The organism is Nocardioides sp. NPDC004968 (genome assembly GCF_040608935.1).
GTDB lineage: Bacteria > Actinomycetota > Actinomycetes > Propionibacteriales > Nocardioidaceae > Nocardioides.
Genome location: NZ_JBEXJF010000028.1, coordinates 34,958 through 53,451 on the forward strand (window position 1 = coordinate 34,958; position 18,494 = coordinate 53,451).

At 70.0% G+C, this 18,494-nt stretch carries 20 protein-coding genes; 12 read left to right on the forward strand and 8 right to left on the reverse strand.

What is annotated here, in order from left to right; all coding sequences use genetic code 11:
- Nucleotides 1-105 precede the first annotated feature (105 nt).
- Together ABZU72_RS21330 and ABZU72_RS21335 are read left to right on the forward strand one after the other, a co-directional pair.
- Nucleotides 106-1,140, forward strand: coding sequence for a LacI family DNA-binding transcriptional regulator (locus ABZU72_RS21330; protein ID WP_355020810.1), 1,035 nt, complete (start codon nt 106-108; stop codon nt 1,138-1,140).
- A gap of 60 nt (nt 1,141-1,200) precedes the next feature.
- Nucleotides 1,201-2,484 carry a pyridine nucleotide-disulfide oxidoreductase gene (locus tag ABZU72_RS21335; RefSeq protein ID WP_355020811.1) on the forward strand — a complete coding sequence of 428 codons (1,284 nt, stop codon included), beginning with the start codon at nt 1,201-1,203 and terminating at the stop codon, nt 2,482-2,484.
- Nucleotides 2,485-2,615: 131 nt separating this feature from the next.
- On the opposite strand, the gene ABZU72_RS21340 is transcribed toward ABZU72_RS21335, so the two are convergent.
- On the reverse strand, nt 2,616-3,032 hold the full coding sequence (locus ABZU72_RS21340; protein WP_355020812.1) for a Rieske (2Fe-2S) protein: 417 nt from the start codon (nt 3,030-3,032) through the stop codon (nt 2,616-2,618).
- Between the two features lie 75 nt (nt 3,033-3,107).
- Nucleotides 3,108-6,074 carry an excinuclease ABC subunit UvrA gene (uvrA, locus tag ABZU72_RS21345; protein ID WP_355020813.1) on the reverse strand — a complete coding sequence of 989 codons (2,967 nt, stop codon included), beginning with the start codon at nt 6,072-6,074 and terminating at the stop codon, nt 3,108-3,110.
- Nucleotides 6,075-6,224: 150 nt separating this feature from the next.
- Here uvrA and ABZU72_RS21350 point away from each other — a divergent pair, with 150 nt between their 5' ends.
- Nucleotides 6,225-6,908 (forward strand): MBL fold metallo-hydrolase, encoded by a 684-nt coding sequence (locus tag ABZU72_RS21350; RefSeq protein ID WP_355020814.1) that lies wholly within the window; start codon nt 6,225-6,227, stop codon nt 6,906-6,908.
- Here ABZU72_RS21350 and ABZU72_RS21355 read toward each other — a convergent pair whose 3' ends face one another.
- Entirely contained in the window at nt 6,909-7,385 is a 477-nt protein-coding gene (locus ABZU72_RS21355; protein WP_355020815.1) for a hypothetical protein, read from the reverse strand.
- A 54-nt stretch (nt 7,386-7,439) separates the two neighbouring features.
- On the opposite strand from ABZU72_RS21355, the gene ABZU72_RS21360 reads away from it, so the two are divergent.
- From ABZU72_RS21360 to ABZU72_RS21370, 3 genes are all read left to right on the forward strand, one after another.
- Nucleotides 7,440-7,682 (forward strand): hypothetical protein, encoded by a 243-nt coding sequence (locus ABZU72_RS21360; RefSeq protein WP_355020816.1) that lies wholly within the window; start codon nt 7,440-7,442, stop codon nt 7,680-7,682.
- Nucleotides 7,683-7,898 (forward strand): hypothetical protein, encoded by a 216-nt coding sequence (locus ABZU72_RS21365; RefSeq protein WP_355020817.1) that lies wholly within the window; start codon nt 7,683-7,685, stop codon nt 7,896-7,898.
- A 328-nt stretch (nt 7,899-8,226) separates the two neighbouring features.
- Nucleotides 8,227-8,547, forward strand: coding sequence for a helix-turn-helix transcriptional regulator (locus ABZU72_RS21370; RefSeq protein ID WP_355020818.1), 321 nt, complete (start codon nt 8,227-8,229; stop codon nt 8,545-8,547).
- 24 nt (nt 8,548-8,571) lie between these two features.
- Here ABZU72_RS21370 and ABZU72_RS21375 read toward each other — a convergent pair whose 3' ends face one another.
- Both ABZU72_RS21375 and ABZU72_RS21380 read right to left on the reverse strand, forming a co-directional pair.
- Nucleotides 8,572-9,177 (reverse strand): ATP-dependent Clp protease proteolytic subunit, encoded by a 606-nt coding sequence (locus ABZU72_RS21375; RefSeq protein WP_355020819.1) that lies wholly within the window; start codon nt 9,175-9,177, stop codon nt 8,572-8,574.
- On the reverse strand, nt 9,174-9,806 hold the full coding sequence (locus ABZU72_RS21380; protein WP_355020820.1) for an ATP-dependent Clp protease proteolytic subunit: 633 nt from the start codon (nt 9,804-9,806) through the stop codon (nt 9,174-9,176). The genes ABZU72_RS21375 and ABZU72_RS21380 overlap by 4 nt, the downstream gene beginning before the upstream one ends.
- Before the next feature lie 98 nt (nt 9,807-9,904).
- Between ABZU72_RS21380 and ABZU72_RS21385 the strand changes: the two genes are divergently transcribed.
- On the forward strand, nt 9,905-10,855 hold the full coding sequence (locus ABZU72_RS21385) for a D-2-hydroxyacid dehydrogenase family protein (protein WP_355020821.1): 951 nt from the start codon (nt 9,905-9,907) through the stop codon (nt 10,853-10,855).
- The gene (locus ABZU72_RS21390; protein WP_355020822.1) at nt 10,848-11,558 is read left to right on the forward strand and encodes a transporter substrate-binding domain-containing protein; all 711 of its coding nucleotides are present in this window, start codon (nt 10,848-10,850) and stop codon (nt 11,556-11,558) included. The genes ABZU72_RS21385 and ABZU72_RS21390 overlap by 8 nt, the downstream gene beginning before the upstream one ends.
- Here the strand turns inward: ABZU72_RS21390 and ABZU72_RS21395 are convergent.
- Nucleotides 11,544-12,332 (reverse strand): GNAT family N-acetyltransferase, encoded by a 789-nt coding sequence (locus tag ABZU72_RS21395; protein WP_355020823.1) that lies wholly within the window; start codon nt 12,330-12,332, stop codon nt 11,544-11,546. The two genes, ABZU72_RS21390 and ABZU72_RS21395, sit on opposite strands and share 15 nt — an antisense overlap.
- A 69-nt stretch (nt 12,333-12,401) precedes the next feature.
- Between ABZU72_RS21395 and ABZU72_RS21400 the strand changes: the two genes are divergently transcribed.
- The 3 genes from ABZU72_RS21400 to map are packed head-to-tail and all read left to right on the forward strand — an operon-like array spanning nt 12,402 to nt 14,953.
- Nucleotides 12,402-12,890 carry a YciI family protein gene (locus ABZU72_RS21400; protein ID WP_355020824.1) on the forward strand — a complete coding sequence of 163 codons (489 nt, stop codon included), beginning with the start codon at nt 12,402-12,404 and terminating at the stop codon, nt 12,888-12,890.
- The gene (locus tag ABZU72_RS21405) at nt 12,887-14,137 is read left to right on the forward strand and encodes a sigma-70 family RNA polymerase sigma factor (protein ID WP_355020825.1); all 1,251 of its coding nucleotides are present in this window, start codon (nt 12,887-12,889) and stop codon (nt 14,135-14,137) included. The genes ABZU72_RS21400 and ABZU72_RS21405 overlap by 4 nt, the downstream gene beginning before the upstream one ends.
- A gap of 48 nt (nt 14,138-14,185) precedes the next feature.
- Nucleotides 14,186-14,953 carry a type I methionyl aminopeptidase gene (map, locus tag ABZU72_RS21410; RefSeq protein WP_350659017.1) on the forward strand — a complete coding sequence of 256 codons (768 nt, stop codon included), beginning with the start codon at nt 14,186-14,188 and terminating at the stop codon, nt 14,951-14,953.
- 255 nt (nt 14,954-15,208) lie between these two features.
- Here the strand turns inward: map and ABZU72_RS21415 are convergent, their stop codons facing one another.
- Together ABZU72_RS21415 and ABZU72_RS21420 are read right to left on the reverse strand one after the other, a co-directional pair.
- Nucleotides 15,209-15,493 carry a DUF3263 domain-containing protein gene (locus ABZU72_RS21415; RefSeq protein WP_355020826.1) on the reverse strand — a complete coding sequence of 95 codons (285 nt, stop codon included), beginning with the start codon at nt 15,491-15,493 and terminating at the stop codon, nt 15,209-15,211.
- 201 nt (nt 15,494-15,694) lie between these two features.
- Nucleotides 15,695-16,789 carry a potassium channel family protein gene (locus ABZU72_RS21420; RefSeq protein WP_355020827.1) on the reverse strand — a complete coding sequence of 365 codons (1,095 nt, stop codon included), beginning with the start codon at nt 16,787-16,789 and terminating at the stop codon, nt 15,695-15,697.
- A 38-nt stretch (nt 16,790-16,827) separates the two neighbouring features.
- On the opposite strand from ABZU72_RS21420, the gene ABZU72_RS21425 reads away from it, so the two are divergent.
- Nucleotides 16,828-18,477: an acyl-CoA dehydrogenase family protein gene (locus ABZU72_RS21425; protein ID WP_355020828.1), complete on the forward strand. Its 1,650-nt coding sequence runs from the start codon at nt 16,828-16,830 to the stop codon at nt 18,475-18,477.
- Nucleotides 18,478-18,494 lie beyond the last annotated feature (17 nt).

The window sequence follows — 18,494 nt, forward strand, 5'->3', positions numbered from 1 at the left end:
GAAGGATTTACGCGGGCCCGCTGAGGAGGACGGGTGATTTGTGCCGACACACGGGAAGAATCGAGACATCGTTGTCGCGCTCGGATCGACGTCTACGCTGAGCACGTGGCATCACCCTCGTCCGAGCAGACCCGTCAGCAGCGCCGCCCGACCATGAAGGACGTCGCGGCATCGGCCGGAGTGAGCCTGAAGACCGTCTCGCGGGTGGTCAACGGCGAGTCGAACGTCAACGACGACCTACGCGCGGCCGTGCTCGAGGCGATCGCCGCGCTCGGGTTCCGGCGCAACGCCAGCGCTCGCGAGCTCCGGCAGGGACGGTCGGGCACCGTCGGGCTGCTGCTCGAGGACGTCGCAGACCCGTTCTACTCGATCCTGTCCCGCGCGGTCGAGGAGATCGCGCGCGATCACGGGACGATGGTCTTCGCCGGATCCTCGGCCGAGGACGCCGACCGGGAGCGCGAGCTCGCTCTCGCGTTCTGCGAGCGGCGCGTCGACGGGCTGATCGTCGTACCGGCCGGCACCAGCCACTCCTACCTCCTCCCCGAGATGCGGGCCGGCATCCCGGTCGTGTTCGTCGACCGACCTCCCGGGGACATCGAGGCCGACATGATCCTCACCGACAACCGCGGCGGCAGTCGGCGCGGCGTGGAGCATCTGCTCTCCCACGGACATCGCCGCATCGGCTTCATCGGCGACGCGCCGGAGATCTACACCGCCGGCGAGCGCCTGCGCGGCTATCGCGACGCGCTCGAGTCCGCCGGAGTCCCCTTCGCCGACGATCTCGTCACGCAGGCACCCCCGTCACCCGCGTCGACCGCCGACGCACTGGACCGGCTGCTCGGCGGACCGTCACCGGCGACGGCACTGCTGTGCGGCAACAGCCGCACCACCGTCAGCGTGCTCCGCGAGCTCGCCCGGCGCTCGACGCGACTGGCCCTGGTCGGGTTCGACGACGTCGAGCTCGGCGATCTCCTCCAGCCGGGACTCACCGTCGTCGCCCAGGATCCCGGAGCCATGGGCGCGGCCGCCGCGCGGCTCCTCTTCCAGCGAATCGCCGGCGACACCGCAGGTCCGCCCCAGACGGTCACCATCGGCGCCAGACTGATTCCCCGGGGCTCCGGAGAGCTCCCGGTTCCCTGAGTCTGGGGAAATCTGCCGCGCGGGCCTGGGTTTTAAAGTCTAGTGGCCTAGTATGGTTACGTGCCTTGTCGTGACCGCTACGAATACGCGCTGACCACCAGCGACGAAGCTGCCCTGGCCTACTCCCAGGGGCTGCTCGACGTGCTTCGTCTACGGGACGGCGCCCTCGCCTCCTTCGCGGCCTCGATCGTCCTCGACCCGACGTTCGCGCTCGGGCACGCCGCGCTGGCACTGCTCGGCCACGAGATGTGCGCGCCGGTCGACGTCGGCGCTCGCCTGAAGCAGGCTCGGCTGCACGCCCGTCGGGGGACCGAGCGCGAGCGCAGCCACGTCCACGCGGTCGAGGCTCACATCGGCGGCAACCCGCGGCCACTGATCGACCACCTGGCGGCCTTCCCACGAGACGCGCTGTTGCTCTCGACCGCGGTGCCGACCATCGCCTTCGCCGGGGCCACCGAGGTGCCTGAGGAGGCGTGGGCGATCGTCGAACGCGCCAGGCCCGCCTACGGTGACGACTGGTGGTTCGCCGGCCTGCTCGCTTTCGTACGCCAGGAGCAGCGCCGCTTCGACGACGCGATGTCGCTCTCCTGTGCCTCGCTGGCGGTGGAGCCCGGCGCCGGCCACTCCGCTCACGCCCGCGCACACGCCCACTACGAGACCGGCGACCACGAGGCCGGTCTCACCTGGATGTCCTCGTGGGTGCTCGGCGACGGCGCCCAGATCGACTCACTGTCCCACTTCTCCTGGCACGCCGCGCTGCACGAGCTCTCGCTGGGCGACCTGGAAGCCGTACGCCGCCGCTACGAGACCCAGCTCCAGCCCGGCCACGCGCTGGGCTGCCGGGCGCTGGTCGACTCCGGCTCGCTGCTCTTCCGGTGGGCGCTCACGCCGGGGGCTCACGACGTGCCCGACATCGCCGAGGTCGTACGCGTCACCGGCCGCGAGACCATGATCCGGCCCGCCACCCCGTTCCTGGCCATGCACACCGCGGTCACGCACCTCGCCACCGGTGACGCCGGTGCGCTCGACGAGCTGAGGTCGTGGGCCGCCGGACACGTACATCCGACCATGGCCACGGTCGTCTCCCCTCTCGCCGAGGCGCTGGGGATGATGGCCCGCGACGAGAACGCGGCTGCCGCCGACCGGCTCGCCGCGCTAGCGCCGTCGATCCGCCGCCTCGGCGGCTCCGACGCGCAGCGGGAGATCATCGAGGAGGCCCGCATCGCCGCCCTGCTCCGCGCCGACCGCTGGGACGAGGCCCGGGTGCTGCTCGATGCCCGTCTCGACCGCCGCCGCTCCCCGCGCGACGAGCTGTGGCGGGCACAGGCCCTCGCACGCGCCTGAGCCAATCCCGCCGAAACGTCACTTCTGCAGGTCGAGTGGGCAGCGTGTGACGTGTCGGCCTGCAGAGCTGACGCCTCGATCTGTGCGCGTGACGCCTCGGCCTGCGGGGGCGACGCCTCGACGGGGGTGGCTCAGCTGGGGACGATCTCGCCGTCGGTGACCTCGAAGGCGACCTCCTCCAGGGCACTCGTCGCCGGGCCCTGCGTCACCGAGCCGTCCTCGATCGAGAACCGGCTGCCGTGGCATGGGCAGTCGATGGTGCCGCCGGCGACCTTCGTGACCGGGCAGCTCCGATGGGTACAGATCGAGGAGAAGACCTTGAACGTGCCCTCGGTCGGCTGGGTGGCCACCAGGTTGCGGTCGGCGACGATCACTCCCCCGCCGACCGGGACCTCGCTGGTCGCGACCAGCGGGCCGCTGCCACCCGACCCGCTGTCACCCGAGGAGCCGGTGTCGCCACTGCCGCATGCTGCCAGGAGAGGGACGCCGACCGCCGTCATCGCGGTGCCGGTGACGACCTTCCGCCGGGTGATTCGAGATTCACTCATGCCGCCCAGAATAGGCGCGTCGGCAACGGACGTCCCCCGCTGAGCGCAAACCCTCGGGCAAATCTCGAACTCGGGTCAGGACGCGCTGACCCTCTTCCGCGTCGCCGGCTTCTTCTTGGCCGCCGTCTTCTTGGCTGCCGTCTTGGCCGGCTCCGCCTTCGCCTTCACCGGCTTGTCCGGCGGCTGCTCGGCGGCCTTGCCGTCGAGCAGCGGGGCGAGGAAGCCGCCGGTGTGGCTGCTAGGGGTCGCGGCGACGGTCTCGGGAGTGCCCTCGGCGATCACCGTGCCGCCACGGTTGCCGCCTTCCGGACCCATGTCGATGATCCAGTCGGCGGTCTTGATCACGTCGAGGTTGTGCTCGATCACCAGCACCGTGTTGCCCTTGTCGACCAGCGAGGAGAGCACGCCGATGAGCTTGCGGATGTCCTCGAAGTGGAGGCCGGTGGTGGGCTCGTCGAGGACGTAGAGCGTCTTGCCGGTCGAGCGCTTCTGCAGCTCGGCGGAGAGCTTGACCCGCTGTGCCTCACCACCCGACAGGGTGGTCGCGGGCTGCCCCAGGCGCACGTAGCCCAGGCCGACCTCGACCAGGGTCTTCATGTGGCGCGCGATCGCAGGCACGGCGGCGAAGAACTCCACCGCCTCCTCGATCGGCATGTCGAGCACCTCGGCGATCGACTTGCCCTTGTAGTGCACCTCGAGCGTCTCGCGGTTGTAGCGCGCGCCGTGGCAGACCTCGCACGGGACGTACACATCGGGGAGGAAGTTCATCTCGATCTTGATCGTGCCGTCACCCGAGCAGGCCTCGCAGCGGCCACCCTTGACGTTGAACGAGAACCGGCCCTGCAGGTAGCCCCGCATCTTGGCCTCCGGAGTGGAGGCGAAGAGCTTGCGGATGTGGTCGAAGACGCCGGTGTAGGTGGCCGGGTTTGACCGCGGCGTACGCCCGATCGGGGACTGGTCGACGTGGATCACCTTGTCGACGTTGTCCAGGCCGGAGATCTTGGTGTGCCGGCCCGGAACGGTGCGGGCGCGGTAGAACTCCTTGGCCAGGGCGGTGTAGAGGATGTCGTTGACGAGCGTCGACTTGCCCGAGCCGGAGACGCCGGTGACCGCGAGGAAGAGCCCCAGCGGGAAGGTGACGTCGATGTCCTTGAGGTTGTTCTCCTTGGCGCCGTGGACGGTCAGCTCGCGTCCGGCGGTGCGGGGGCGGCGTACGGCCGGGACGGCGATCTCGCGACGGCCCGCCAGATACTGACCGGTCACCGACTGCTCGTTGGCGAGCAGCTCCTCGACCGTGCCGGAGTGGATCACCTGGCCGCCGTGCTCACCGGCGCCGGGGCCGATGTCGACGACCCAGTCGGCGACCTTGATGGTGTCCTCGTCGTGCTCGACGACGATCAGGGTGTTGCCGAGCCGCTTGAGCCGCTCGAGGGTTTCGATCAGCCGGTGGTTGTCGCGCTGGTGGAGGCCGATGGAGGGCTCGTCCAGCACGTAGAGGACGCCGACCAGACCGGACCCGATCTGGGTCGCCAGCCGGATCCGCTGGGCCTCACCGCCGGAGAGCGAACCCGAGGGCCGCTCCAGGGAGAGGTAGTCGAGGCCGACGTCGAGGAGGAAGCGCAGCCGCGCCTGGATCTCCTTGAGGACCTGCTCGGCGATCTGCCGCTCGCGGCCGCTGAGCTCGACCTGGTCGAGCCAGTCCGCGGCCTCGTTGATCGGCAGCGCGCAGAGCTCGGCGATGTTGAGACCGCCCTCGCTCCGCTCGCCCAGTGTCACCGAGGTCGAGACGGGCTTGAGCCGGGTGCCCTTGCAGGTCGGGCACGGCACCTGGCGCATGTAGCCCTCGAAGCGCTCCCGGGTGGTGTCGGACTCGGCCTCCTTGTGGCGGCGCTCCACCCAGCGGCGTACGCCCTCGAACTCGGCGTCGTAGGAGCGGCGGCGGCCGTAGCGGTTGACCGAGACGACGTGCACCTTGCGTCCGTGACCGTCGAGGATCGCCTTCTGCCCGGCGGCCGGGATGTCGTCCCAGGGGGTGTCCAGGTCGAAGCCGAGCTCACCGCCGAGAGCCTCCAGGAGGCGCAGGAAGTATTCGGCGACGTGGGCCTGGGACCAGGGCTGCAGCGCGCCTTCGGCGAGGGTGGCTGCCGGGTTGGGGACGACCAGCTCGGGGTCGACCTCCATCCGGGTGCCGAGGCCGGTGCAGGCCGGGCAGGCGCCGAAGGGCGAGTTGAACGAGAACGAGCGCGGCTCGAGCTCGTCGGTGTCGAGCAGATGGTCGTTGGGACACGACATCCGCTCGGAGAACTTCATCTGCTCGCCAGTGTCGACGAAGTCGAAGACGACCAGACCGCCGGCCAGCTCCAGCGCGGTCTCGACCGAGTCGGTCAGCCGCCGCTTGGAGGACTCCTTGACCGCGAGCCGGTCGATGACCACCTCGATGGTGTGCTTCTTCTGCTTCTCCAGCTTGGGCGGAGCGTCGAGCTGGTGGGTCTCGCCGTCGACCCGCACCCGGGAGTAGCCCTGCTGCTGCAGCTGGCTGAAGAGCTCGACGTACTCCCCCTTGCGGGCCCGGATCACCGGGCTCAGCACCTGGAAGCGGCGCCCCTCCTCCAGCGTGAGCACGTGGTCGACGATCTGCTGCGGCGTCTGCCGCTCGATCGGCGCACCACAGGTCGGGCAGTGCGGACGGCCCGCGCGCGCGTAGAGCAGACGCAGGTAGTCGTAGACCTCGGTGATGGTGCCGACCGTCGAGCGCGGGTTCTTCGAGGTCGACTTCTGGTCGATCGACACCGCCGGGGAGAGCCCCTCGATGAAGTCGACGTCGGGCTTGTCCATCTGACCGAGGAACTGCCGAGCGTAGGCCGACAGCGACTCGACGTAGCGACGCTGGCCCTCCGCGAAGATGGTGTCGAACGCGAGGCTCGACTTCCCGCTTCCGGACAGGCCGGTGAACACGATCATCGAGTCCCGAGGCAGGTCGAGGGAGACATCCTTCAGGTTGTGCTCCCGGGCTCCCCGGATGATCAGCTGCTGCTCCGCCACGTTCTTTCCTCGTCCAGTGCTTATCGCATCACGCTACTGCGTCGAACAGATGTTCGCATCATACGACGCCGGGAAGACTCCCAGACGGCACCCTCTCACGGAGCACCGACATTTTACTTCTGGTCGTGTCCGACGTGCTTGCATAGACGTATGAGCGATGCCCCTACCACTTATACAGGCGCGGTGAAACCGGGCGGCCTGGCCGACGTACGCGAGCTCGGCAGGCTGACAATCACGAAGGTCGCCGTCGACGCGCAGATGTCCAACAACTGCTACCTGCTGCGCTGCCGAACGACCGGCGAGCAGCTTCTCATCGACGCCGCGGCCGAGCCGGAGACACTGCTCCCCCTCATCGGCGGCGAGCTGGCCACCGTCGTCACCACCCACCAGCACTGGGACCACCACCGAGCCCTGGCCGATGTGACCGCCGCGACCGGCGCCGCCACGCTCGCCGGAGAGCCTGATGCCGCCGCGATCACGGAGGCCACCGGCGTACCGATCGCTCGCACGCTCTCCCACGGAGACACGGTCGCCGTCGGCGACTGCACGCTCGAGGTCATCGCGCTGCGCGGGCACACTCCAGGGTCGGTCGCTCTCGTCTACCGCGACCCCGAGGGCACGCCTCATCTGTGGACCGGCGACAGCCTCTTCCCGGGCGGCGTGGGAAACACGCAGCAGGATCCCGTACGTTTCACCCAGCTGCTCGACGATGTCGAGGAGCGCATCTTCGGCACCCTCCCCGACGAGACCTGGTTCTACCCGGGCCACGGCGACGACTCCACGCTCGGCGCCGAGCGTCCGCACCTCGCCGAATGGCGCGAGCGAGGATGGTGACTACGGCTCCGTAGTCGGGGTCACGGTCTCCGTCGGCGTCGGATCCGTGGTCGGATCGGCCGACTCGGTCGGCTCGGCGGTCGGCTCCGGTTCCGTCGTGAGCGTGGGCCTGGAGGTGGGCGTCGAGCCACCGGTCTCGGCGGGCTCGTCCGGCTCACGCGACGCCGTCGGCCGGTCCGGGGCGCCGGCCGTGGAGGGGTCGGCCTCCCCCGGTCCGTACGTCAGGCCGTCACGATCGGCCCCCGCGCCATGCGGACGCGCCGAATAGCCGGCGGAGGGCTCCTCCGACGGCTTCGAGCCGGGCGGCGGCAACGGATCCACATCGGGATAGGCGTTCCCGACGTCCTCGAAACCCGGGACCGGGTCACGATCGGGTCGCTCGGCCTCCGCCAGGCCGGCGAGTAGGACGACCACCCCGAGACCGGTCACGACCGCGCCGGTCAGGATGCCCGCCACGGCGACCTGCTTGCTCTGCAACTCGACTCCCTGTGCCCGCCCCGCGCCTGGTGTGGCGCACAGCGTAGGGCAGCGATGCCTCGAGCGTTATCCACCCCGGGGCATCGCGGCACCGCGCCCGGGAGCCCGGGTCAGTCGGTCGGGCTCTCGCTCGGCGACTCGCTGGGCTCGCTCGGCGACTCGGTCGGCTCGCTCGGCGACTCGCTGGGCTCGCTCGGCGACTCGCTGGGCTCACTCGGGCTTTCGCTCGGCGACTCGCTGGGGTCGCTCGGCGACTCGGTCGGCCTGCCCGTCGGCCTCGAGTCCGACGGCACCTGAGTGGGTCGCGCCGGGACCGGGGACATCGACCCATCGGCCGACTCCTCGACCGACCGCGGGCTCGCCGGGACCGATTCAGCAACCTCAGGAACCTCGCTCCCCGGGCCCATCTGGCTGGGTGGACCAGCCTGCGACGGCGTCGAGGACGACTTCTCCAGCGGCCCGACCGGCGAGACCGGCGAGATCAGGCTGACCCCGGACTCGTCCGTGGCGTAACTGTGTCCTGGCTCTTCCGCTCCGGCGTTGCCGACGATCAGGCCACCAATCCCGATGCTCGTCATGGCCAACCCCGTTGCCATTCCAGCCAAGGCGATCTGCTTGCGATGCAACACGATTCCCCCGTGATACCAACGACTCGACAAGTTCTCTGGTCGTGCACAGTAGACCTACAAAGATCGAAACTGTGCGACCACTATCGGAGTGTCGAACCTCCTTGGCAAGTCCTCGTCATCTATCGTTCGACCGATATAACCCCTGGTAGGACCTCTGTTCGCCCGGCGCGAACGCCCCGTTCCGCCCTCGTGTGCAGCGCTAGTGTGTTGGCATGGGCGAAGTGATCAGGTTTCCCGGCCATCCGTTGCCGGACTACGACAAGCCGGCGCCGCTGTGGCGTGAGGCCGCCGGACAGGTGATCCGCGAGGAGCGGTCCCGCCAGGAGCGTACGCTTGCCGACGTCGCCGGCGACGCCGGTGTCTCGACGCAGTATCTCTCCGAGATCGAGCGCGGCCGCAAGGAGCCGAGCTCCGAGGTGCTCGAGGCGGTCGGGGGCGCGCTGGGCCTCGGCCTCGTCGACCTCACCGAGCGGGTCACCCGCACGCTGCGCGCGGGCGCCCGCCCTTCCGGCCCCATGGCTCTCGCCGCCTGACCCGGCCGGCCGGGTCAACCCAGGTCACACCGCAGCGAGCTTGCGGCTCTCCAGCACCGCGTCCGCCAGTCCGTACGCCACCGCCTCCTCGGCCCCGAGGACGAGGTCGCGCTCGGTGTCGGCGTGGATCTGGTCGGTGCTGTGGCCGGTGTGGCGCGCCAGCAGCGCGTCCATCTCGGCTCGCACCCGGCCGATCTCCTTCGCCGCGACCTGCAGGTCGGTGACATCGCCCCGCTGACCGTCCTGGCCCGGCTGCTGCAGCACGACCCGCGCGTGCGGGAGGACCGTACGCCGCCCCGGCTCCCCCGCGGCCAGCAGCACGGCCGCGGAGCCCGCCGCCTGGCCCACGCAGGTGGTCGCCACCGGAGAACGCAGGAACTGCATCGTGTCGTAGATGCCCAGCATCGCGGTCGGGTCGCCGCCTGGAGAGTTGAGATAGAGCTCGATCTGCGTGTCGGGCGCGTCCGACTCCAGGTGGATCAGCTGCGCGATGACCACGTTGGCGACGCCGTCGTCGATCGGCGTACCGAGATAGACGATCCGGTCCGAGAGCAGGCGACTGTAGACATCGAGCGCCCGCTCGCCACGTGGGGTCTTCTCGATCACCGAGGGGATCGTGTACGAGCTCATCGGGCACCCCCCGCCGAGGTGAGACCGAACGCGGCGCTGCGCTGCTGCACCGGCGTCACTGACTGCACGTCGTTGAGCACCTCGTCCACGAACCCGTACTCGCGCGCCTCCTCGGCGGTGAACCACCGGTCGCGCAGCGAGTCCTGGTCGATCTGCTCGACGCTCTGACCGGTGTGGGCGGCGGTGATCCGGAGCATCTGCTCGGTCATCCGTGCCAGCCGCGCGGCCTGCACCTCGATGTCGGCCGCCGAGCCGCCGATCCCCGCGGACCCCTTGTGCAGAAGCACCTCGGTGTGCGGCAGGACGTAGCGCTTGCCCGGCGTGCCCGCGGTGAGCAGGAACTGCCCCATGCTCGCCGCCATCCCCATCCCCAGCGTGGAGACGTCGTTGGGGATCAGGTGCATCACGTCGTAGATCGCCATCCCGGCCGTCACCGAGCCGCCGGGTGAGTTGATGTAGAGAGAGATGTCGCGGTGCGGGTCCTCGGCGCTGAGCAGGAGCAGCTGCGCGCAGATCCGGTTGGCGATCGCGTCGTCCACCTCCTGGCCGAGCACGATGATCCTCTGGTTCTGCAGTCGCGCCGTGAGCTGCTCGTCGAGCGGCCCGGCCGTGATGGGTGTCTGGGTCATGCTGTCGAGCCTGATCCAGGCGTACGCCGGATTCCAGCGAATCTGCCGCAGGCAGATCTGCCCACAGCAGAACACCAGCTACCCGATAGGTTGCGATCGTGCGCTGTGTGATTCTCGACGACTATCAGGACGTGGCGAGGACGTACGCCGCGTGGGACTCTCTCGACGGGGTCGAGGTGACCTCGCTGACCGAGCACCTCGGGCCGGACGCGCTGGTCCGGGCGCTCGACGGCGCCGAGATCGTGGTGGCGATGCGGGAGCGTACGCCGCTCCCGGCGGCCGTCCTGGAGCGGCTGACGGACCTGAAGCTGCTGGTCACGACCGGGATGCGCAACGCCTCGATCGATCTCGCCGCGGCGGCTCGGCTCGGGGTCACGGTGTGCGGCACTCCGTCGAGCCCGCATCCGCCGGTCGAGCTGACCTGGGCACTGATCCACGCGCTGACCCGCCACGTCGTGACCGAGGCGACCGGTCACGGCTGGCAGCGGACCGTCGGGAGCGACCTGCACGGCCGGACGCTCGGCCTGCTCGGGCTCGGCAAGATCGGGGCCCGGGTCGCGGCCGTCGGGCAGGCGTTCGGGATGGAGGTGATCGCCTGGAGCCCCCACCTCACCGCCGAACGCGCCGAGCCGCTCGGGGTGCGCGCGGTCGACAAGGCCACCCTGTTCGAGACCAGCGACATCGTCTCGCTCCATCTGGTGCTGTCAGAGACCACGCGACACATCGTCGGACATGCCGACCTGGCCTCGATGAAGCCGACCGCCCACCTGGTCAACACCTCGCGCGCCGGGCTGGTCGACACCGAGGCGCTCATCGCCCACCTCGGCTCGGGCACGATCGCCGGAGCGGGTCTGGACGTCTTCGACGTCGAGCCGCTGCCCGCCGACGACGTGCTGCGCCATCTCCCGAACGTGGTCGCGACGCCGCACCTCGGCTACGTCACCGAGGACAACTACCGCCGGTTCTACGGTGGCGCCGTCGAGGACATCGCCGCCTGGCTGGCCGGTGACCCGATCCGTACTCTCCTGCCGAAGGACCCTGATGCCTGACCCGATCCAGCTCGCCGCCGATCTGGCACCGACCGGAACCCTGCGCGCCTCGATCAACCTCGGCAACCCGGTCCTCGCCCAGGGCACGCCCGAGGCGCCGAGCGGGGTCACCGTGGACATCGCCCGGGAGCTGGCGAGCCGGCTCGGCGTACCGGTCTCCTTCCAGTGCTTCGACGCCGCCCGCAAGTCCTTCAAGGCGCTGCGGACCGGGGCTGCCGACGTCGCCTTCCTCGCGGTCGAGCCCGCCCGGGCCGCCGAGGTCGAGTTCACCGCGCCGTACGTCCTCATCGAGGGGATCTACGCCGTCGCGGCCGACTCCCCGATCCGGACCGCGGACGACGTCGACCGCCCGGGCGTCCGGGTCGGCGTGAAGGAGGGCTCGGCCTACGACCTCTTCCTGACCCGCACGCTGGAGAACGCCGAGGTCGTACGCGGCGCCGACGGGATCGACGCCTTCCGCGAGCACGGTCTCGACGTCGCCGCCGGGATCCGGCAGCCCCTCACCCGGCACGTCGACGCCGACCCCGGTCTGCGGCTGGTCGAGCCGCGGTTCATGGAGATCCGCCAGGCCGTGGCGGTCGCGCGCGACCATCGTCCTGCCACCTTGAGCTTCGTGCACGAGCTGGTCGAGGACCTGAAGTCGAGCGGACGGATCGCCGAGTCGCTGGTCCGCTCGGGGCAGGACGCGTCAGTCGCTCCCTGATCGCCGGGGGCTGCGCCTGACGTAGGGCGTCGTGGTGCCGACCTTCGCCAGCCCCGAGCGCTCCAGGATCGGCCGGGAGAACTCGGTGGAGTCGCTGTGGATGTAGCGCTTGCCCCGCGCGATGGCGGTCCGGGCTCGAGCGGCGGTGAGGGCGCGGTAGATGCCGCGGCCGCGCCACTTCTCCAGCGTCGCTCCACCCCAGATGCCGGCGAACTCCGTTCCCGGCACCATGTCGATACGGCCGGCACTGACGATCTCGCCGTCCGCCTCGGCGACCCACATCTCGCTCTCCCCCGCCGCGATCCCACGCAGCTGGCTCTCGACCCGAGCCTCCGAGGGCGGCGACCCGAAGACGCCGTCCTGCACGATGCTGGCGGCGCGTACGTCCTGCTCGCTGGTGATGGCACGCAGGCCGATCCCGTCCGGCAGAGGCACCTCGACGGCCAGCAGCGCAGCCTCGCCGACCATGATCGACTCCGGCTCGTCCGGCACGAAGCCGTGCCGCAGCAGCGTGTCGTGCAGCCCCGGGGCGTGGTCGTGGCCGCGGGTCTTCCACTCGACCTCCTCGATCGCCGGGTCGGCGTCGAAGTGCGCGACCGCCGCGGCGACCAGCTCCTCGACGCCGGCTGCGTCGGCCCCGCCGAGATCTTGGTAGGAGATGAATCCGCGCCCACCACCGAAGGTCGCCAGGCGCAGCGGTCCGTGCCGGGTCACCGACACCGCCCCGGAGGTCTCGGCATCGGTTCGCAGCTGTTCGTCATAGGCCTTCAGCACGGCGAGAAAACTACGCCGAAGTCGTACGCCGAAGCATGTAGTTATCGGGCCGCCGGCTCCGTTCCCCTCGTGAATGGCGCTTACAAGGAGCGCCCGAAGTGGAAGGGTGAGGACATGCCTCGCTACCTGATGATCCTCGACTACCAAGGCGGCACCGACGAGACTCCCGGCGGGATGGCCGGGTGGAAGCCGGAGGAGGTGCAAGGCCACATGAGCTACTACGAAGCGCTCAACAAGGCCCTGACCGAGTCCGGCGAACTCGTGCACGTCGAGGCCCTGACGCCGCCCGACCAGGCGTTCGTGGTGACCTCCGACGGCACCGACAAGACCGTCACCGACGGGCCGTTCCAGGAGTTCAAGGAGTGGGTCGCCGGCTACATGATCATCGACGCCGAGACCCGGGAACGCGCCCTGGAGATCGCCGGGCTCTACTCCGCTGCCCCCGGCCCGGGCGGGCGGCCGATCGAGCAGCCGATCCAGGTGCGCCGGATGTACCACGGCACCGACGGCTCCTCGGTCGACGACACGATCGCCTTCGGCGAGGCGAGCATCGAGTGACCGAGGCGTTGCCGGGTGACCTCTTGCGCGACCTCACTCCGCAGGTCGTCGCCGTGGTCACCCGGCGCTGCGGGGACTTCGACGCCGCGGAGGATGCCGTCCAGGAGGCGCTCGTCGAGGCGGTACGCACCTGGCCGGAGCGCGGCGTCCCGGAGAACGCTCGCGGCTGGCTGATCGCCACCGCGATGCATCGCCTCATCGACGCCAAGCGCAGCGAGTCGCGCCGACGCGACCGCGAGCAGGCTGACCATCTCGCCGAGCCCGAGGGGCAGGAGACGTACGGAGGGGACGACTCCCTCGACGTACTCCTGCTCTGCTGCCATCCCAGCCTGACTCCAGCCTCGGCGGTGGCGCTGACCCTGCGCGCGGTCGGCGGGCTCACCACCCGGGAGATCGCGAGCGCCTACCTGGTCCCGGAGAAGACGATGGCGCAGCGGATATCCCGGGCGAAGGCGACGATCAAGGGGCGCTCGCTCGGGATCGACGGCGCCGCCGACCTCGCCGCGCGGATCCCGGCGATGATGAAGGTGCTCTACCTGCTCTTCAACGAGGGGTACGTCGCGACCGAGGGCGACCAGCTGCAGCGGGTCGACCTGTGTGCCGAGGCGATCCGGTTGACCCGCCTCGCCCGCTCCGCGCTCGCCAGGATGACCGGGAGCGCGCACGGCGAGCTCGGCGGTCTGCTCGCACTGATGCTGCTGCTCGATGCTCGCCGCCCCGCCCGGATCGACGCGCACGGCGCCGTCGTGCCGCTGGCCGACCAGGACCGGAGTCTGTGGCGCCACGAGGCCACCCGCGAGGGGGTCGCACTGGTCGACGCCGTCATCGGCACCGGCCGGCCGGGGACCTACCAGATCCAGGCCGCCATCGCCGCGCTCCACAATCGCGCGCCCACCGCGGAGGCGACCGACTGGCTGCAGATCACGGCTCTCTACGGGTTGTTGGAGAAGGTCGCGCCCGGTCCGATCGTGACGCTCAACAAGGCTGTCGCGGTCGGGTACGCCGACGGCCCGGGTCCCGCGCTCGCGCTGCTCGACGAGCTCCTGCGCGACTGTGCTCAGAACGGTGCCGACGGCTTCGCGGACCATCCGCGGGTGCCCGCGGTGCGCGCTCATCTGCTCGAGCTCGCCGGCGACCTGGACGGTGCTGCCGCTGCGTACGATCTGGCCTCGATGCGGGCCACCAACCTCGCCGAGCGCCGTTTCCTGACCTCGAAGGCGGCCGCGCTGCGCGATGCTCGCTGCTGAGGCACCGCTGAATTCTAGTGAGAACCGTTCTCAGGATACGCTGTGCCTGTGATCGAACTGCGCACCCCGACCCAGATCGAGCAGATGAAGCCCGCCGGCCGATTCGTGGCCGATGTCCTGACCGCACTCCGCGAGCACGCTGCCGTGGGTGTCAACCTGCTCGAGCTCGACGAGCTGGCGCACAAGATGATCAAGGACCGCGGCGCGGAGTCCTGCTACATCGACTACCACCCGAGCTTCGGTGCGATGCCGTTCGGGAAGGTGCTCTGCACCTCGGTCAACGACGGTGTGCTGCACGGCCTGCCCTTCGACTACAAGCTGCAGGACGGTGACCTGCTCAGCGTCGACTTCGCGGCCAGCGTCGACGGCTGGGTCTCCGACTCGGCCCTCTCCGTCGTCGTCGGTACGCCCCGCCAGGAGGACCTCGACCTGATCGAGACCACCACCCAGGCGCTCGCCGCCGGCATCGACGCCGCACGCGTCGGCAACAAGGTCGGCGACATCTCCCACGCCATCGCCGGCGTCGCCCGCGCGAAGGGCCTCAAGATCAACACCCAGTTCGGCGGCCACGGCGTCGGCCGCACCATGCACGGCGACCCGCACATCGCCAACGACGGTCGCCCCGGCCGCGGCTTCAAGCTGCAGCCCGGTCTCGTCATCGCGATCGAGCCGTGGTTCCTGCACACCACCGACGAGATCTTCACCGACCCCGACGGCTGGACCCTGCGCAGCGCCGACGGCTCCCGCGGCGCCCACATGGAGCACACCGTCGCGATCACCGAGGACGGCCCGCTCATCCTCACCGCTCGCGACTGACCACCCCCTGCCGAGGCGTCAGGTAAGTCGGCCGAAGCGTCACCGCCGTCGGCCGACTGGGCAGCGGCGTGCCGTCTCGGCCTGCGCGGCTGACGTCTCGGCGCAGGGCGGCAAAATAGAAGTCAGCCGCTGGCGTCTCGGGTCACCAGCGGCTGACAAGATGAACGTTAGCCGACGAACCCGAACACGTGCAAGCACTTGCAATGCATAAGACTGCAAATGACCCGACTGGGCTACTCGGACCACCCAAGAGGGCTATGAGCGCGGGTTCTTCGAGCGCTGCGTACGCCGCGCGTCGCGCTGCCGCCGCAGCCGGCGCACCAGGACGCCGTCATAGGCGAGCGCCTCGGGCTTGTCGATCAGGTCGTTGACGGCTCGGTGGTATTCGGCCGCGCTCATCCCGAGCTGCTCCCGGACCGCGTCGTCGCGGCCGGTGCCGGCCGACCACCACGAGCGCTCGAAGTCCAGCAGTCGCTTCTCGTTCTCGGAAAGACCCGGCTGCCCGTCGGCAGACCCGGGGCTGTGGGGCGCCTCGGTCATGCGTACATCATCCCAGGCGTGAAGGGCACCCTCGAAACCGCCACGCACCACCGTCTCGAACTACCCGGGATAGCCCATCTGGGCCATCTTCATAAAAGTGCAGATCAACTCTTTGAAGCTCGCCGGACCATCCGCTAATCTCTTCCATGTCAGCCGCTGGTGACCCGAGACGCCAGCGGCTGACTTCTATTTCGGCGGGTGTTACGCCTCCGCGGTGTCCTCACCGTGCGTCCCCGGACGCGGCGCCCAGGGCAGCTCCCTCGCGGCCCGCACGACGACCAGCCGGTCCCCACGTGACAGGGTGCCGACGACCGGGTCGAAGTAGCGGAAGACCTTCTCGTCGCGTACGACCGCGATCACCTGGTCGGCCAGCTGCTGCGGCTGCTTGCCGACCTCGTTGACCAGCAGGTCGCGCTCGGAGACCTCCAGGCCGGTGCCGGAGTTGAGCAGGTCCTCCATGACCGACCCCAGGGTCGGCGAGATGGTGGACAGACCCATCAGCCGGCCGACCGCGTCGGCGGAGGTGATCACCGAGTCGGCTCCCGACTGCTTCATCAACGGCGCGTTCTCGCGCTCGCGGGCGGCAGCGACGATCCACGCCTCGGGATTGATCTGCCGCACCGTCAGGATCGTGAGCACGTTGGAGTCGTCACGGTTGGTGGTGATGATGACCTGCTCGGCGTCCTTGACGCCCGCCCGCATCAGCACCTCGCGCCGGGTCGCATCGCCGGTGACCACCGCGATCCCGTCGGAGTGGGCATCCGAGCGAGCCACCGGGTCCGGGTCGACCACGACGAACTCCTCGGGATCCGCTCCGCTGCTGAGCAGCGTCTCCACGGCGCTACGGCCCTTCGTGCCGTAACCGACGACGACGATGTGCTGGGACATCTTCTTCCTCCAGCGAGCGACTCGGATGAGGTCACGGCCCTGCTTGGTGAGGACCTCGAGAGTGGTGCCGATCAGCAGCACCAGGAAGGCGATGCGGGCCGGCGTGATGATGAACGCGTTGATCATCCGCGCGTGCGCCTCGACCGGGGCGATGTCGCCGTAGCCGGTCGTGCTCAGCGTCACCGTCGTGTAGTAGATCGCGTCGATCAGGCTGATCTGGCCGGTGGGATCGTTGTTGTCGGCGTACGCGTCGCGGTCGAGATAGACCAGCAGGACCGTCCCGACCAGGATCGCCAGCGCCGCCAGCAGCCGCCGCCCGAGCTGCCACCACGGCGACCGCACCGTCTCGGGAAGAGCGACCTGCTCGACACCGGCCCACTTCGGGGCGAATGCAGATGTCTCGGACACATCTGTGACCCTATCCGCCGCGCTCTATCGTCTGTTGCATGAGTGCCTCCGACATCCGCCGTGTCACCAACCAGGCGCCCGCGCTCGCGGGTCACAACGTGCTCACCGGGGATGCCGCGCTGTCGGCGGCAGTCCTGCGTCACGCGGGCGAGCAGACCCTCGACTCGCTCGTCCCGTTGGGCGCCGAGGCCGGCACCGCCGAGGCGCAGGAGCACGGCCGTCTCGCCAACCGCTTCCACCCCGAGCTGGTCCCCTACGACCGCTACGGCAACCGGATCGACGAGGTCGCCTTCCACCCCTCCTGGCACTGGCTGATGGACAGGGCCGTCGGCCACGGCCTGGCCGCCGCGCCCTGGGCCTTGGCCGACAACGGCGAGGAGCACGCCCACGTACGCCGCGCCGCCGGGTTCCTGGCCTGGTCCCAGACCGAGCCCGGCCACCTGTGCCCGATCTCCATGACGTACGCCGCGGTCCCCGCGCTCCGCGCCGACGAGTCCCTCGCCGAGGAGTGGGTGCCGAGGCTCGCCTCGACGACCTACGACTTCGGTCTCCGCGACCCCGCCGAGAAGCTCGGCGCCCTGGCGGGCATGGGGATGACCGAGAAGCAGGGCGGCTCGGACGTACGCCAGAACATCACCGAAGCACATCCCGTCGGCGACGGCGTCTACGAGCTGCACGGGCACAAGTGGTTCACCTCGGCCCCGATGAACGACGTCTTCCTCGTGCTCGCCCAGGCGCCGAGTGGCCTCACCTGCTTCCTCCTCCCCCGTGTCCTTCCCTCGGGAGAGCGAAACCGCCTCGACGTGGTGCGGCTCAAGGACAAGCTCGGCAACCGCTCCAACGCCAGCTCCGAACTCGAGTTCCGCGGCACCACGGCCTACCGGCTGGGCGAGGAGGGCCGCGGCGTACGCACCATCATCGAGATGGTCGCCGCCACCCGCCTCGACTGCGTGCTGGGCTCAGCCTCGCTGATGCGCCGGGCCGTGGCCGAGGCGAGCTGGCACGTCGCCCACCGCTCCGCGTTCGGCGGCGCCCTGGCCGGCAAGCCGCTGATGCAGAACGTGGTCGCCGACCTGGCCGTCGAGTCCGAGGCGGCCACGACCCTGGCGATGCGCCTGGCCGCCGCCGTCGACCGACCCGACGACGAGCACGAGCGGGCTCTGCGCCGCATCGGCCTGCCGCTGGCGAAGTTCTGGGTCTGCAAGCGCACCCCGGCGATGGTCGCGGAGGCGCTGGAGTGCCTGGGCGGCAACGGCTACGTGGAGGAGTCGGTGATGCCGCTGCTCTTCCGCGAGTCCCCGCTCAACTCGGTCTGGGAGGGCTCCGGCAACGTCAACGCCCTCGACGTCCTGCGTGCCATCCAGCGCGAACCCGGGGTGCTCGACGCATGGATCACCGAGGTAGGCAGGGCCAAGGGCGCCGACCGGCGCTACGACCGCGCCGTCGACGCCACCCTCTCCCTGCTGGGCGAGTCGATGACCAGTCCCGAGGAGCTGGAGCGCTCAGCCCGGCGTCTGGCCGGAAGCATGGCCACCCTCCTCCAAGGGAGCCTCCTGGTCCAGCACGGCCCCGACGAGGTGGCCGACATCTTCTGCGCCAGCCGCCTGCCTGGCCACGGCGGGACGTACGGCATGCTCGCCGGCGGCGACCAGAGGGCGGTCGTGCAGCGGGCGACGCCGGCCCTGTAGAGGCGCCTGGACGCGAA